The organism is Actinomadura sp. NBRC 104425 (assembly GCF_030269545.1).
Taxonomy (GTDB): domain Bacteria; phylum Actinomycetota; class Actinomycetes; order Streptosporangiales; family Streptosporangiaceae; genus Spirillospora; species Spirillospora keratinilytica.
In genome coordinates this window covers 233,582-248,362 of the sequence record NZ_BSTN01000009.1, presented here as the reverse complement: position 1 = coordinate 248,362, position 14,781 = coordinate 233,582, and the positions used below count along the sequence as shown (strand labels likewise).

The 14,781-nt window shown below is 71.9% G+C and carries 7 protein-coding genes; 3 read left to right on the top strand and 4 right to left on the bottom strand.

Features of this window, described 5'->3' with window-relative positions:
- Positions 1-7,940: amino acid adenylation domain-containing protein (locus QSK22_RS16970; protein WP_502872321.1), on the top strand; the 7,940-nt coding region annotated here is incomplete at its 5' end.
- A gap of 10 nt (positions 7,941-7,950) precedes the next feature.
- On the opposite strand, the gene QSK22_RS16965 is transcribed toward QSK22_RS16970, so the two are convergent.
- The 4 genes from QSK22_RS16965 to QSK22_RS16950 form a co-directional block, all read right to left on the bottom strand.
- A complete protein-coding gene (locus QSK22_RS16965; protein WP_285495164.1) occupies positions 7,951-9,168 on the bottom strand; it encodes a sensor histidine kinase in 1,218 nt (405 codons plus the stop codon).
- Positions 9,169-9,173: 5 nt separating this feature from the next.
- Positions 9,174-9,827, bottom strand: coding sequence for a response regulator transcription factor (locus QSK22_RS16960; protein WP_285495151.1), 654 nt, complete (start codon positions 9,825-9,827; stop codon positions 9,174-9,176).
- Between the two features lie 207 nt (positions 9,828-10,034).
- A complete protein-coding gene (locus QSK22_RS16955) occupies positions 10,035-12,269 on the bottom strand; it encodes a glycoside hydrolase domain-containing protein (protein ID WP_285495150.1) in 2,235 nt (744 codons plus the stop codon).
- A 174-nt stretch (positions 12,270-12,443) separates the two neighbouring features.
- Entirely contained in the window at positions 12,444-12,674 is a 231-nt protein-coding gene (locus QSK22_RS16950) for a hypothetical protein (protein ID WP_285495149.1), read from the bottom strand.
- A 440-nt stretch (positions 12,675-13,114) separates the two neighbouring features.
- On the opposite strand from QSK22_RS16950, the gene QSK22_RS16945 reads away from it, so the two are divergent.
- Together QSK22_RS16945 and QSK22_RS16940 are read left to right on the top strand one after the other, a co-directional pair.
- Entirely contained in the window at positions 13,115-14,005 is an 891-nt protein-coding gene (locus QSK22_RS16945; RefSeq protein ID WP_285495148.1) for a hypothetical protein, read from the top strand.
- A gap of 461 nt (positions 14,006-14,466) precedes the next feature.
- Positions 14,467-14,775: a hypothetical protein gene (locus QSK22_RS16940; RefSeq protein WP_285495147.1), complete on the top strand. Its 309-nt coding sequence runs from the start codon at positions 14,467-14,469 to the stop codon at positions 14,773-14,775.
- The last annotated feature ends 6 nt before the right edge of the window (positions 14,776-14,781 follow it).

Below are 14,781 nucleotides of genomic sequence, written 5' to 3'. Positions count from 1 at the left end.
AGTTGTACATCGCCGGTGCCGGGCTGGCGCGCGGGTATGTCGGCCGGGCGGGTTTGACGGGTGAGCGGTTCGTGGCCTGCCCGTTCGGTTCGGGTGAGCGGATGTACCGGACCGGTGACCTGGCCAAGTGGACACCGGACGGGCAGTTGGTGTTCGCGGGCCGGGCGGACGAGCAGGTGAAGATTCGCGGGTTCCGGATCGAGCTCGGCGAGATCGAGAGCGTCCTGCATGCCCACCCCCACGTCGTGCAGGCGGCGGTCGTCGCACGCGAGGACACCCCGGGGGACCGGCGTCTGGTCGCCTACGTGGTGCCCGCCGGGGGCGAGACAGCCGTCTCCCTGACCGATGAACTGCGTGACTTCGCGGCTCGGCGGTTGCCGGAGTACATGGTTCCGGCCGCTGTGGTCGTGTTGGGCGAGTTGCCGTTGACCGCGAACGGGAAGCTGGACCGTAGGGCGCTGCCTGCGCCCGAGGGGGCTGCCGGTGGTGGCGGCCGGGGGCCGGCGAACGAGACCGAGGTGGTCTTGCTGGAGGTGTTCGCCGAGGTTCTCGGGTTGGAGTCGGTCGGGGTCGACGACGGTTTCTTCGAGCTGGGCGGGCATTCGCTGCTGGCGATCCGGCTGCTGTCGCGCATCCGGGCCCGGCTGGGTGTGGAAGTGAAGATCCGGATGCTGTTCGAGGCGCCGACGGTGGCGGGTCTGGCGGCGCGGCTGGCCGAGGAGGCGGGTCGGGCGCGGTTGCCGTTGCGGGCGGGGAAGCGTCCGGAGCGGGTGCCGCTGTCGTTCGCTCAGCGTCGCCTGTGGTTCCTGGCCCAGCTCGAAGGCCCCAGCCCCACCTACAACCTTCCGCTGGTCGTACGGCTGACCGGGAACTTGGACGTCGCAGCGCTGAACGCGGCGTTCCGCGACGTCATCGCCCGCCATGAATCGCTCCGCACGGTCTTCCCAGCCGTGGACGGCGAGCCCTACCAGCGGATTCTCGACCCGGACGAACTGGACTGGCGGATGGAAGTGCGCCAGGTGGCGCCCGCCGAGATGGCCCGGGCCGCCGAACAGGCCGGATGGCACACATTCGACCTCTCCGCCGAGATGCCGATCCGGGCCTGGCTCTTCGTCCCCGCCTCCGAGGAGACGGAGAACGGCCCGGTCCAGAGCCTGCTCGTGGTGCTGATCCACCACATCGCGGGCGACGGCTGGTCGCTGGCACCGCTCGCCCGCGATGTGTCGACCGCATACACCGCGCGGGCGCGCGGCGAGGCCCCGGCGTGGGAGCCGTTGCCGGTGCAGTACGCCGATTACGCCTTGTGGCAGCGGAGGCTGCTGGGTGAGGAGTCCGATCCGAAGAGTCTGCTGTCGGCTCAGGTCGATTACTGGCGGCGGACTCTGGAGGGCGCGCCGGAGGAGCTGGTCCTGCCGACGGACCGGCCGCGCCCGGCGGTGGCCGGCCACCGCGGCCACGCGGTGCCGGTGCGGGTGCCCGCCCAGGTGCACGAACGACTGGTCGACCTCGCCCAGGCCGAAGGCGCCACCCCCTTCATGGTCCTGCAGGCCGCACTGGCCGTCACCCTGTCCCGGCTCGGCGCCGGCACCGACATCCCCATCGGATCGGTCGTCGCGGGCCGCACCGACGAGGCCCTGGACGACCTGGTCGGATTCTTCGTCAACACGTTCGTCATCCGCACCGACCTGTCCGGGGATCCAACGTTCCGGCAGGTGCTGGCCCGGGTGCGGGAGGCCGGCCTGAGCGCGCTGGAACACCAGGACGTGCCGTTCGAACGGCTGGTGGAGGAGCTGGCGCCGGAGCGGTCGCTGGCCCGGCACCCGCTGTTCCAGGTGGCGCTGACCGTCCAGAACACCGCCCGCGCGACGCTGGAGCTGCCCGATGTGCGCGCCGCCGGCGGCGGCTCGCCCGAGGACGGGCCGCTCCTGGTGCCGGCGAAATTCGACCTCGACATGACGGTCCGGGAGGTGTTCGACGCGCAGGGGCGGCCCGCCGGGCTCCGCGGCATGGTGATCGCCACCGCGGACCTGTTCGACCAGGGCACCGCCGAGACCTTCGTCCAGCGCTGGGTGCGGGTGCTGGAGGCCGTGACCGCGGCACCGGACCAGCCCGTCCACGCCGTCGACGTCCTCGACCCGAGCGAGCGCGCGCAGGTGCTCGACGGGTGGAACGACACCGCGGTCGACGTGCCCGAGACCAGCGTCGTGGACATGTTCGAACGGCACGTCCGCGCCCACCCGGACGTCCCCGCGGTCGTGGCCGACGGGGTGGAGCTGTCGTACCGGGAGCTGGACGTGCGGGCGAACCGGCTCGCCCACCATCTGCGCGGCCTGGGCGTCGGACCGGAATCCGTCGTGGGCGTGGTGCTGGAACGCGGCGCCGAGCTCCTGGTGGCGATCCTCGCGGCCTGGAAGGCGGGCGCGGCGTACTTGCCCGTCGACCCGGTCAACCCGGCCGAACGCGTGGGCCTGATGCTGGCCGACGCCGGCGTGGCCTGCGTGCTGGCCGGCGGCGGCGCGCGCGACCTCGCCGCGGCCGCCGCCGAGCACGCCGCGGTCCCGGTGATCGTGCTGGACGAGCCGGAGACGCGGGCGCGGGTCGAGGCCCTGCCCGACACGGCTCCGGACGTCCACGTGGATCCCGGCTGCCTGGCGTACGTCATCTACACGTCCGGGTCGACCGGCGTGCCGAAGGGCGTGGCGGTCTCGCGCGGTTCGCTGGTGAACCTGGTGTCGGTGTTCGGGCCGATGCTGGACGTCGGCCCGGGCGTGGGAATGCTGCAGTTCGCGTCGTTCGGGTTCGACGCCTCGGTGCTGGACGTGGCGGTGGCGTTCGCGTACGGCGCGACGCTGTGGGTGGCCGGTGAGCGGCAGCGGCTCGAACCGCGGCGGCTGCGGGAGCTGTCGCGGGTCCGGGTGGCGAGCCTCGTCCCGTCGCTGTTGAGCGCGCTGGAGCCGGAGGACCTGGCGCACATCGGGCCGATGGTGGTCGGTGCCGAGGGCATCAGCGAGCCGGTCGCGCGCAGGTGGGCGGCTGGACGGCTGCTGATGCACGCCTACGGCCCGACCGAGGCGACGGTGATCGTCGCGGTGGGTGAGGTGGACCCGGACGGGGCGGGGCCGGTGTCGTTCGGCCGTCCGATCGCCAACACCCGCATCTACGTCCTGGACGACAGGCTCAACCCGGTGCCGGTCGGTGTCGTGGGCGAGCTGTACATCGCGGGCGCCGGGCTGGCACGCGGCTACATCGGCCGGGCCGGGCTGACCGGTGAGCGGTTCGTGGCCTGCCCGTTCGGCTCGGGCGAGCGCATGTACCGCACCGGCGACCTGGCCAGATGGACGCCGGATGGGCAGTTGGTGTTCGCGGGTCGGGCCGACGACCAGGTCAAGATCCGCGGGTTCCGGATCGAGCCGGGCGAGGTCGAAGCCGTCCTGCGAACCCACCCGGATGTGCACCAGGCCGCCGTGCTGGCCCGTGAGGACACCCCCGGAGACAAGCGCCTGGTGGCCTACGTGGTGCCCGCCGGTGACGCTCGGCCGGGCGCCGAGGTGTTGCGTGAGCACGTGGCGCGGCGTCTGCCGGAGTACATGGTCCCGGCCGCCGTGATCACCCTGGACGAGCTACCGCTGACCGTGAACGGCAAGCTCGACCGCAAGGCCCTGCCGGTCCCCGAATACGCCACCGGCACCGGCCGGGCCCCGTCCACGGTCCAGGAGGAGCTGCTGTGTGGCGCCTTCGCCGACGTGCTCGGCGTGGCGTCCGTGGCGGTGGACGACGACTTCTTCGAGCTCGGCGGCCACTCGCTGCTGGTGGTCCGGCTGCTGTCGCGGATCCGGGCGGTGCTCGGCGCGGAGGTGCCGCTGTGGATGCTGTTCGAGGCGCCGACCGTGGCGGAACTGGCCGCCCGCCTCGCGGAGGACGGCGGGGACCGGGCCCGTCAGCCGCTGCGCGCCAGGCCCCGGCCCGAGCGGGTGCCGCTGTCGTTCGCACAGCGCCGCCTCTGGTTCCTGGCCCAGCTGGAAGGCCCCAGCCCGACCTACAACATCCCGGTGCCGGTTCGGCTGAGCGGTGACCTGGACGTCGCCGCGCTGAACGCCGCCCTGCGGGACGTGATCGGCCGTCATGAGTCGCTGCGCACGGTGTTCCCGTCCGCGGACGGCGAGCCGTACCAGCACGTCCTGGACATGCGGGACCTCGACTGGTCCCTGGAGACCCGCCGCGTCGAACCCGAACAACTGGCCGACGCGATCGCCCAGGCGTCCCGGTACGCGTTCGACCTGTCGGCGGAGGTGCCGATCCGGGCGTGGCTGTTCGAGCCGGGCTCCGACGAGCGGGTGCTGCTGCTGGTCATGCACCACATCGCCAGCGACGGATGGTCCATGGGCCCGTTCGGCCGGGACCTGTCGACGGCGTACGCGGCGCGGATACGCGGCCGGGCGCCGGACTGGGAGCCGCTGCCCGTCCAGTACGCCGACTTCACCCTGTGGCAGCGGGAACTGCTGGGCGACGAGTCCGACCCGAACAGCCTGCTCGCCGAGCAGATCGGCTACTGGCGGCGGACGCTGGCCGGTGCGCCGGAGGAGCTGGCGCTGCCGACGGACCGGCCCCGCCCGGCCACGTCCCGCCACCTCGGGCACTGGACGCCGCTGCGGGTGCCCGCCGACGTGCACCAGCGGATCACCGAACTGGCCCGCGCCGAGGGCGTGACGGTGTTCATGGTCCTTCAGGCCGCGCTGGCGGTAACCCTGTCGCGGCTCGGCGCCGGCACCGACATCCCCATCGGGTCCCCGATCGCCGGACGCACCGACGAGGCCCTGGACGACCTGGTCGGGTTCTTCCTCAACACGCTGGTGATCCGCACCGACCTGTCCGGCGACCCGGACTTCAGGCGCGTCCTGGCCCGGGTGCGCAGGACGAGCCTGGACGCCATCGCGCACCAGGACGTGCCGTTCGAACGGCTCGTGGAGGAGCTGGCGCCGTCCCGGTCGCTGGCCCGGCACCCCCTCGTCCAGACCGTGCTCACCATGCAGAACACCGAGCGCGCCGCGCTGGACCTGCCGGGCGCCCGGGCCCGCGGCCAGGCCGCCGACACCGGCGGCACGGCGCTCGTCCCGGTCAAGTTCGACCTGTACCTGCCGGTCGCGGAGACGTTCGACGCGCAGGGCCGGCCGGCCGGGATCCGCGGCGCGGTGACCGCGTCGGCGGACCTGTTCGACGCGTCGACGGCGGCCCGGATCGCCGACTGGTTCACCCGGGTGCTCGACGGGGTGACCGCGGCTCCGGACATGCGGCTGCACGAGGTGCGGGTGCTCCGCCCCGAAGAACGCGAGCTGGTGCTCGACCGGTGGAACGACACCGCCACCGCGGCCGCGGCACCCCTCCTCGTCCGGGCGTTCGAACGGCGGGCGGCCGCCGACCCGGACGCGGTGGCGATGGTCGCCGACGACGAGGAGCTCACCTACGGCGAACTCGACGCGCGGGCCAACCGGCTGGCGCACCACCTGCGTTCCCTGGGAGTGGAGGCCGAGTCGGTCGTCGGGCTGTGCTTCCCGCGCGGTGTGGAGATGGTCACGGCGATCGTGGCCGTGTGGAAGGCGGGAGCGGCGTATCTGCCGGTCGACGGGCGGCTGCCGGTCGAGCGGATCGCGTTCATGCTGGCCGACTCCCGGGCGCAGGTGGTGGTCGGCACGCAGGAGGCGCTGGACGATCTTCCCGCCGGGCGGGTCACCCTGGTCGCGCTCGACGACCCGATGACCGAGGCCCTGCTGTCCGCCTGCCCGGACACGCCGCCGCAGGCCGCCGCCGATGCGGCGGGGGCGGCGTACGTGATCTACACGTCGGGGTCCACCGGCACCCCGAAGGGCGTGGCGGTCACCCAGGGAGCGCTGGCCAACTATGTCGCCTCCGTGTCCGACCGGCTGGGCTGGACCGGCGCGGGCACCCGCTACGCCCTGCTCCAGCCGCAGTTCACCGACCTGGGGAACACCGTGGTCTTCACGGCCCTGGCGACGGGCGGGCGGCTGCACGTTCTCGACCCGGCGAACGTCACCGACCCCGAGGCGGTGGCCGGATACCTGGCCGAGCAGCGGATCGACGCGCTGAAGGCGGTGCCATCCCACCTGGCCGCGCTGACCGCGGCGGCCGGGACGCAACGGCTGATCCCGGCACGGTCCCTGGTGCTGGGCGGCGAGGCCGCGTCCCCGGACTGGGTCGCCGAGCTGGTGGAGGCGGCCGGAGACCGGCGCGTGTTCAACCACTACGGCCCCACCGAGACCACCATCGGCGTGGCCACCGCCGAGCTGACCCCGCAGGTCGTCGCCGACGGCGTCGTGCCGATCGGCACGCCGATCGCCAACACCCGGCTGTTCGTCCTCGACGACGCGCTGAACCCCGTGCCGGTCGGGCTCACCGGAGAGCTGTACGTGGCCGGGGCCGGGCTGGCGCGCGGCTACGTCGGCCGCCCCGGGCTGACCGCGGAACGCTTCGTCGCCTGCCCCTTCGGAACCGGCGAGCGGATGTACCGCACCGGCGACCTGGCCAAGTGGACGCCGGACGGCCAGTTGGTGTTCGCCGGCCGGGCCGACGACCAGGTGAAGATCCGCGGGTTCCGGATCGAGCCCGGCGAGATCGAAGCCGCCCTGCTGGCCCACCCGGACGTGTCCCAGGCTGCCGTCATCGCCCGCGAGGACACCCCCGGCGACAAACGGCTCGTCGCCTACGCCGTGCCCGCCGCCGGCGGCACCGCGGACGACGCGTCCCCGGACCGGGGCGGGCTGCGGGACTTCCTCGCCCAACGGCTGCCGGACCACATGGTGCCCGCCGCCGTCGTCACGCTCGACGAACTGCCGCTGACCGGCAACGGCAAACTCGACCGCAAGGCGCTGCCCGCCCCCGCCCGCACCGGCGCCGAAACGGCCGCGGGGACCGCCGGGCGCAACCCCGCCACCGCCCTGGAAAACCTGGTCGGCGAGGTGTTCGCCGAGGTCCTCGGCGTGCCGGCGGTCCGGGTCGACGACGACTTCTTCCAGCTCGGCGGGCACTCCCTGCTGGCCGTCCAGCTCGTCACCCGGCTGCAGGAGAAGGGCGTGTCGGTGACGGTGCGCAACGTCTTCGCCGCACCGACCGTCGCCGGGCTGATCAACCAGCTGAGCCTGTCGTCGCTGAGCGACTCGCTCGGGCGGCTGCTGCCGATCCGCACCGAGGGGGACCGGCCGCCGTTCTTCTGCGTCCACCCCGGCGCCGGCCTGAGCTGGTGCTACCGGCCGCTCGCCCGGTTCGTCCCGGACGATTTGCCGCTGTACGGGCTGCAGGCCGCGGGCCTCGACGGCGGCACCCCCGCCGAGAGCGTCCGGGAGATGGCCGCCGACTACATCGAGCAGATCCGCGCGGTGCAGCCGACCGGCCCCTACCACCTGCTCGGCTTCTCCTTCGGCGGCGTGCCCGTCCACGAGATCGCCGTGCAGCTCCAGGCCGCCGGGGAGACCGTCGCCGCGCTGGTCGTCATGGACGCCTACCCGTTCGTCGACCGGGACGGCGCGCGGCCGCCCGCGCCCCTGTCCGAGCCCGGTGAGCACCCGGCCCCCGAGGAGACCGGCCCGGAAACCGACCTGCGGCGCACCGCGGAGCGGTTCCGCGAGGAGGTCGGCGAGGTCCTCGGCGGCATCTCCGACGAGGAGCTGATGCTCGTCGCGAAGATCTTCCACAACAACACCGCGTTGCGCAGGAAGCACCGGCCGGGCGTCTTCGACGGGGACATGCTGCTGTTCACCGCCGGCGAGTACGCCGACGGCAACGCCCCGGACCCCGGCCGCTGGGAACCCTACGTGCGGGGCGAGATCACCGTGGTCAGCCTGCCCTGCCGGCACACCGACATGATGCTGCCCGACATGCTGCGCGACGCCTGGCAGGCGATCGCCGAATGGCTGGAGTCCAGGGGCTGAGCGGCCGGGCTCAGCGCGCCGGCGCGCGCGGGGGGACACAAGTGCGGACCGGGAGGGCGACGGTGACGCGGAGCCCGCCGTCCGGGTTGGCCGTCGCGTGCACGGCGCCGTCGTGGGCGCGGGCGATGGCGGCCACGATGGACAGGCCGAGCCCCGCGCCCTCCGCCGCGCCGGTCCGCTCGGCGTGCAGCCGCCGGAACGGTTCGAAGAGCTCGCCGACCCGCTCCGGCGGGACCAGCGGCCCGGTGTTGCTGACCACCAGGCCGGTGTCCGGGGCCAGCTCGACCGCGACGCGCCCGCCCGGATGGTTGTGCCGGATCGCGTTCTGCACCAGGTTGGCGACCAGCCGGGCGAGCATCACCTCGTCCCCGACGACGGTCACCGGGACGGTGGCGACCGAGACGGCGACGCCGCCCCGCTCGGCGAGCCGCCGGTGCTCGGCGACGACCTGCTCCACCACGCCGCCGAGGTCCACCGGATCGCGGGTGTCGAGGCCGCGTTCGCCCTGCGCGAGGGTGAGCAGGCCCTCGATGAGCCGTTCCGACCGCTGGGTGTTGCGCAGCAGCTCGGCCCGGATCCGCTCCACCTTCGCGGGCGTCGGGTCGGCCAGGCCGATCTCGATGGCGGTGCGCTGGATGGCCAGCGGGGTGCGCAGCTCGTGCGAGGCGTTGGCGACGAAGCGGCGCTGGCTGGCCACCGCCCGCTCCAGCCGGTCCAGCATCGCGTCGAAGGTGTCGGCGAGCTCCTTCAGCTCGTTCTGCGGCCCGCCGAGCGCGATGCGCTCGTGCAGGTTGGACAGCGACAGCCGGCGGGCGGTGGCGGTGACGTGGTGCAGCGGCCGCAGCAGCCGCCCGGTCAGCCACCAGCACACCGCGAACGCCAGCACGGCGATCACCGCGATCGCCACCACGGTGATCAGCCGCTGCGAGCTCGCCAGACTGGCCAGCAGCTCGCCCCGCTCGTCGTCGGGGTTCACCGCGCCCGGCCCGGCCGCCGAGTAGGGGACCGACGCGCACGGCGCCTGGGGCGGGCGCCGGTCGCACGGAATCGAGGCGACGCGGGAGCCGAACGGGAAGTCCTGAACCTTCCGGCCGAGGACCTCCTGCTGGAGCCGCGCCGCGCCGACCAGCACGGCCGAGGTGATCACGGTGAAGAGCCCGCCGTAGAGCAGCGTCATCCGGGCCCGCACCGAGCCGCTGAACGGCCACATGCGCCGCACGGCGCGCATCGCCCTCACAGCCGGTACCCGCTTCCCGGCACCGTGATGATGACCGGCGGGTCACCGAGCTTGGCCCGCAGTTTGCTCATCGTCACCTTGACGACGGTGGTGAACGGGTCGGTGTGCTCGTCCCAGGCCCGTTCCAGGAGCTCCTCGGTGCTCACGACCCTGCCGCGCGCCTGCATCAGCACCTCCAGCACCGCGTACTCCTTGGGGGACAGCCGCAGGTAGCGGCCGTCGCGGTGGGCCTGCCGGCGCGCCGTGTCCAGGGTGATGCCGCTGCGTTCCAGCACGGGCGGCAGCGGCGGGTTGGCCCGGCGGGCGAGCGCGCGGATCCGGGCCACCAGCTCGTCGAACGCGAACGGCTTGGCCAGATAGTCGTCGGCGCCGAGGTTCAGGCCGGTGATCCGCTCGTGCACCGCCCCGGAGGCGGTCAGCATCAGGATGCGCACCGGGTCGCCGCGCTGCGCCAGCTCGCGGCAGATCTCGTCGCCGTGGACCTGGGGCAGGTCCCGGTCCAGCACGAGCACGTCGTAGCGGTTGACCGCCAGGCGTTCCAGCGCGGCGGCCCCGTCGTAGGCGACGTCGACGGCCATGGCCTGTTCGCGCAGCCCTTCGGCGATGAGGTCGGCGAGGAAGCGTTCGTCTTCGGCCACCAGTATGCGCATGATCTCATTGGGCCAGATCGACGGTAAGACCGCGGTTAACGCACTCAGCCGCAACCGGCCATCCCGGCTTGCGGGGCCCCGAGCAGCACATTCGGGGCGGCCGCCCGCTTCCTCGCGCACCGGAACGGGAGGCGGCGTCGTCAGGCGTCTGTGCCGCTGCCGACGTCGCCGGGTCGGCGGACCCGTGCGGTGGCGCGGCCGCGCCGGTCAGCCGCGGAGCGGGGCGTTGTACTTCTCGAAGATCAGGTAGAAGTCGAAGGCGCGGCGTCCATAAGCGATCGCATCCGAGCCCGTGCCGTTGTACCGCGCCAAAACCTTTTCCGTTTCCGCGTCGCTGTAGCGCAGCGGGGCGGTCGTGACGCCGACCTTGTGCGCGCCGTGGATGAGCACCAGCGGCACGGTGCTCACGTTGTAGTCGTCGTCGTCTCGTAGGCGCCTCCAGACCCGCCACATGACGTGCCAGTCGTCGCCGTTCAGCCGGGGTTCGCTGATGAGGTGCACGTCGATGGCATGGTTGCGGGCGCCGATGGCCGTTTCCGCGAAGATCTGGGCCACGCCGGTGCTGGCGTCCTTCCTCGACACGGTCGGCGGCGGCGGGGGGCCGACGGGGTTCTTCTCCCATTCCTCGTACGCCTCCAGGTACTGGTAGTAGGCGGCGACGGCGAGGTCGGCGACCGGGTCGCCGATGTCGGCGTGGTACTCCCAGAAGACCACGGTCTGGATGAGGGACTTGCGTATCCGGAAGGCGCGGCTGAGGCCGGTGATCAGCGCATCCATGTCCTGCAGCTTGCCGACGCACATCCTCGTGCTGCGCAGGCGTCCGCCGCCTTCCAGACCGTGGGACTCCATGTAGGCGAGGAGTTCGCGGAAGAGCCGGTCGCCCTGAGACCAGTCGAACGCGACGTCCAGCCGGTCGGTCGCCGGACGCGGGGCGAACCGCGTCTGGCCGGGGTCGCGGCCGGAGGCGATGTTGTTGTCGATCTCGATGCGGCCGGCGTCCCCGCCGACCCAGATCGTGGAGATCTGGTCGAAGGCCCAGTTCTTCGGCAGCGGGAACCCCAGGTTGCCGCTGTAGCCGACCGACATGTCCGATACGAAGCTGGAGACCGTCAGCCCCTCCGCGGCCAGGCGGCTGCACACGTTCCGGGGTGCGTAGACGCCGATGGAGTAGGGACCGCCGTAGTTCGCCATGCGCGCCGCGAGGGCCCGGAAGTAGGGGATGACGCGGCTGGTGACCTCCTCGTCGACGGCGTCGTAGTCGACCGCAAAGTAGACCGTGGTGCCGCGCTGGAAGCCGTGCTCCTGGGCGGCGTCGACCGCGGCCTGGGCGTCGTGGGCGCCCTGGCCCGGGGTGAAGTAGTCGCGGTCGCCGCCGTTGGTCTGGTAGATGGGGAACACCGAGAGCCCCGCCGCGGTGATCGTGTCGAGTTCGCCCGGCTGGATCTTCTTGTTCTTGGCCTTCGGGCCGGGTGCGTTGCACAGGTACCGGCCCACGGTGGTGTAGCCCTCGGCGCGCAGTGTCCGCGCGCGGGCGGCGGTGATCTCGGTGATGCAGTCGCAGGCGGTGCCGCGGCGGGTCGGGTCGCCGGTGCTGACGAGCAGCGAGGCCCAGGTGCGGAAGTCCCCGGTTCCGGTGGCCGGGAGCCGTACGAACCGCTGGAAGTCCGCCACCGTGCGCGCCACGGCGTCGGTGTAGCGGCCGTCGAACGGCGTCCGCCAGCCGTTGAAGGTCATGGCGGCCTGGAAGAGGTGCACGAACTGCTTGCCGGTGTCGGCGGCGCCCACGCCGAGGACGGCCTGCTGCTTGATGCCCGCCTGGGTGCCCGGGCCGAAACGTCCGTTCGCGACGTCGTCGGACATGCCCAGCTCGAACTGGATGGCCAGGAGCAGGGCCTTCTGAACGTCTCGGGAGAAGTGGCCGTCACACGGCGTGATGAAGAAGTCGCGGCGGCCGGTGTAGCGCCCGTTGAGCCACTGCTGGATCGAGCGGACCTGGTCAGAGCCGTCTCTGACCGGGACGTAGGCGTCCATGGTGAGCAGCGCCTTGAACACCTTCGGCGTCACTCCATCGCCCGGGTACACGCTGGCGACGCCCATGTGCTGCTTCAGCCTGGTGACCGCGGCGGACACCCGCGCGTTGTAGACGCCGTCGATCTCCCCGCCGTCGTACCCCTTGCAGTACAGGGCGGACTGGACGATGCGACAGATGTTGCCGTGGCGGGTGTTGCCGTCGATGACCGGGAACCGCGACTGCAGGACGGCCAGGGTGGCGGGGCCGAAACTGTCGGACAGTTCGGCCAGGCCTAGTTCGTACTGCAGCGCCCGGGTGAGCGCGTGCATCACCGTCCAGCCCGTCTTACCGGTCACCTCGATCTTCGGGATGCCGGGGACGTTGTAGGAGTTGACGAACCGCTGCGCCCGCTCCACCATCGCGTCGGCCATGATCGGTCTCCCTCGACGCCGTGCCTTCGACTACCGTGACTACATTGAGTGACAAGTAAATAGCATGGTGTATTTCATTGATCCGAGGGGGGACTAGGGCATGTCCGGTGGGGCCTTACAGCCTTTGTCCGGTGGCGCGGGCTCGGCCGTGAACCGAGCCCGCGCCGTCATGCGTCACGGTCGAAGCACCCACAGCACCCACTTGAGCGTGCCCGGGCGGCACTGGAACCTGCTCCAGTCCCCGCGCTCCACGCCCTGGTGGCCCGCGGAGACACAGCCGTCGTAGGTCCAGTACTTGTCCTCGATCACCCAGCCGGTGATGCGCGAGTGGGCCGTGGAGGACGAGGCCTGCGCGGGAGGGGCGGCGAGCGTGAGCGACGCGATGGAGGCGGCCGTGAGCATCACGGCGGCCGGAAGCGTAGTCGCATCTTGGTTTCTCCTTCTGGATGCCAAGCGCGGTGCACCGGACGGGCACCGTCGGCGGGAGCCGGCGCCGCGCGACCGGCGGCCGACGCCCGGAGACCAGAAAAATCCGCTGGTAGAGGCGTCCAACAGGGCGGTGGACAGGCTCGGCCGCCTTCGTCCGAGCCGCGGCCGGGGACGGACAGCAAACGGCGAGGCCCGACCACAAGTGGACACGCATAGTCACCGCTCGGACACTTTCCGACAGAATCGGGTGAGATAATCGGCGGCGGGGTCGGCACACCACTCGAGCGCAGAGGGCCGGCGTGACGATAAGCGATGATTCACAGGCTTCCCGGGCGGCGCGTCGACCCGAGCTGGACTCGGTGACGAGCGGAGACGAACTGGCGAGACTGCTGGCCGAGCAGTACGCGCGGGCGGACGTGTCGCTGCGGGAGCTGGAGTTGCGGGCGAGCAAGGCGGGCGGGACCCGGCTGCCGCGTGCGACCTGTTCGGACATGCTCGCCGGTCGCAGGTTCCCCAAGAAGGCGGTGATGGTGGCGTTCCTACGGGCGTGCCAGGTGCCCGAGGAGCAGATACCCGGATGGGAACGGGCATGGGAGCGGGTGAAGATTTCCCAGATGTCCGCCGCGCAGGCCGTCAAAACGCGGATTCCCGGAGCGGAACAGGACGCCGCCGACCCTCAGCGTCCCTCAGGGGAATCCGAAGACGGCGGCGCAACGGCGACTCGGAACACAGACGGCCCCGTCCGCGGCCGCACGCGTCTCTGGCGTCGCATCGGGGTATTCGTCGGGCCGGCCGCTGCAACGGGGGCGGCCACCGCCATCGGACTTATGACGCTCACCGACTCCGGCGCCCCGCGCACACTGACCGACGACGGACGTGCGTTCGGCAGCGGCGGGTCGAGTCGCTTCACCGTGATCGTCGATCCGGCCCATTCCGAAATACGGCTGACCCGCCGTCTCGACGCCGCCATCGCGCGGCAGACCGCGACCGTCGCCGTCAACGGGGAACTGGCCGAGATATGGCATCCCCTGCATGGAGAGGCCCAGGGCTGGAAGGAGCAGAGCATCGTCCTTCCACCGGCACTGACCGTGGGGCGCCGCCGGCTCACCATCACCAACACGTTCGTGTCCTCGGCACTGGACTTCAACGAGTTCACCTACTTCGTCGACCAGAAGGTCGACGGCGTCTGGTCCCGGGCCGACACCGTCGACATCGGCCAGAACCATCCCGACAGTGAAGCGGCGCATCACTACCGCATCGCCAACCAGACCTGGTACGGAACGCGCCATCTCCGCTGCCTGAAATGAACCCGCCCCGCCGCGATGCGCCCGGCCCGGAATGCGCACGGAATGGGTTCGACATTTCGGCCACCCCAACACTCGCCCGAAAGAACGTGGTGCGATCATCCGGCCCCACCATGCTGCTGATCACCATGCTGGTGGCGGCCGCAGGGGGCGCGGTTGATCGGAGCTCCGAGGCCGGTATGCGAATCTGCACCGGCCGCAGGAGACGGTCGTGCCCCGTCGTTAATGCGCCGCCGATCGAGACCGGCGGGCTCCGGCCCGCAGTGCGTTGCAGGGGGACAAGCCGACGCTGCGGCAGACCGCCTAACGTCTCCTGATCTCAGTCAACAGGCCCAATGCTGGGGCGTCCGCCGCCCGATGGCACGCGGCCCTGCGGGTATGAGCGGGGCCGGGGGCGCGGCCGGCGGGACGATCCGTTTTCATGGTGACTGGAACAGCGGCTGGTCGAGCGGCGGGAGCGCACGGTGACCTTGGACGACTTCCGGGCCCTGTACGAGCGGCACGTCGGATATGTCGCGTCGGGCGATGTGCGGGCGGCATTGGCGGACATGGTGCAGGAGAACATGCCCGCGGTGTTCGAGGGCGTGCGGGTGCCGGCAAGAGGAGCGGTCGAGGGATACGAGATCAGGAGTGTGCGCGCCGAAGGAGACCGTCGGATCGGCGAGACCGTGTACCGGACTCCTGACGGGCCGATCGGCCTGCGGTCGATCTGGGAACTCCGAGACGGGGAATGGAAGGCCGCCGAATTGGAGAACTTCCCCCCGCAGGAATGACGCCGA

Excerpts from the sequence above, each read along its gene's own strand:
- QSK22_RS16965 (WP_285495164.1), bottom strand. The coding sequence starts at position 9,168 with ATGCGCGCCGTGCGGCGCATGTGGCCGTTCAGCGGCTCGGTGCGGGCC.
- QSK22_RS16960 (WP_285495151.1), bottom strand. The coding sequence starts at position 9,827 with ATGCGCATACTGGTGGCCGAAGACGAACGCTTCCTCGCCGACCTCATC.
- QSK22_RS16955 (WP_285495150.1), bottom strand. The coding sequence starts at position 12,269 with ATGGCCGACGCGATGGTGGAGCGGGCGCAGCGGTTCGTCAACTCCTAC.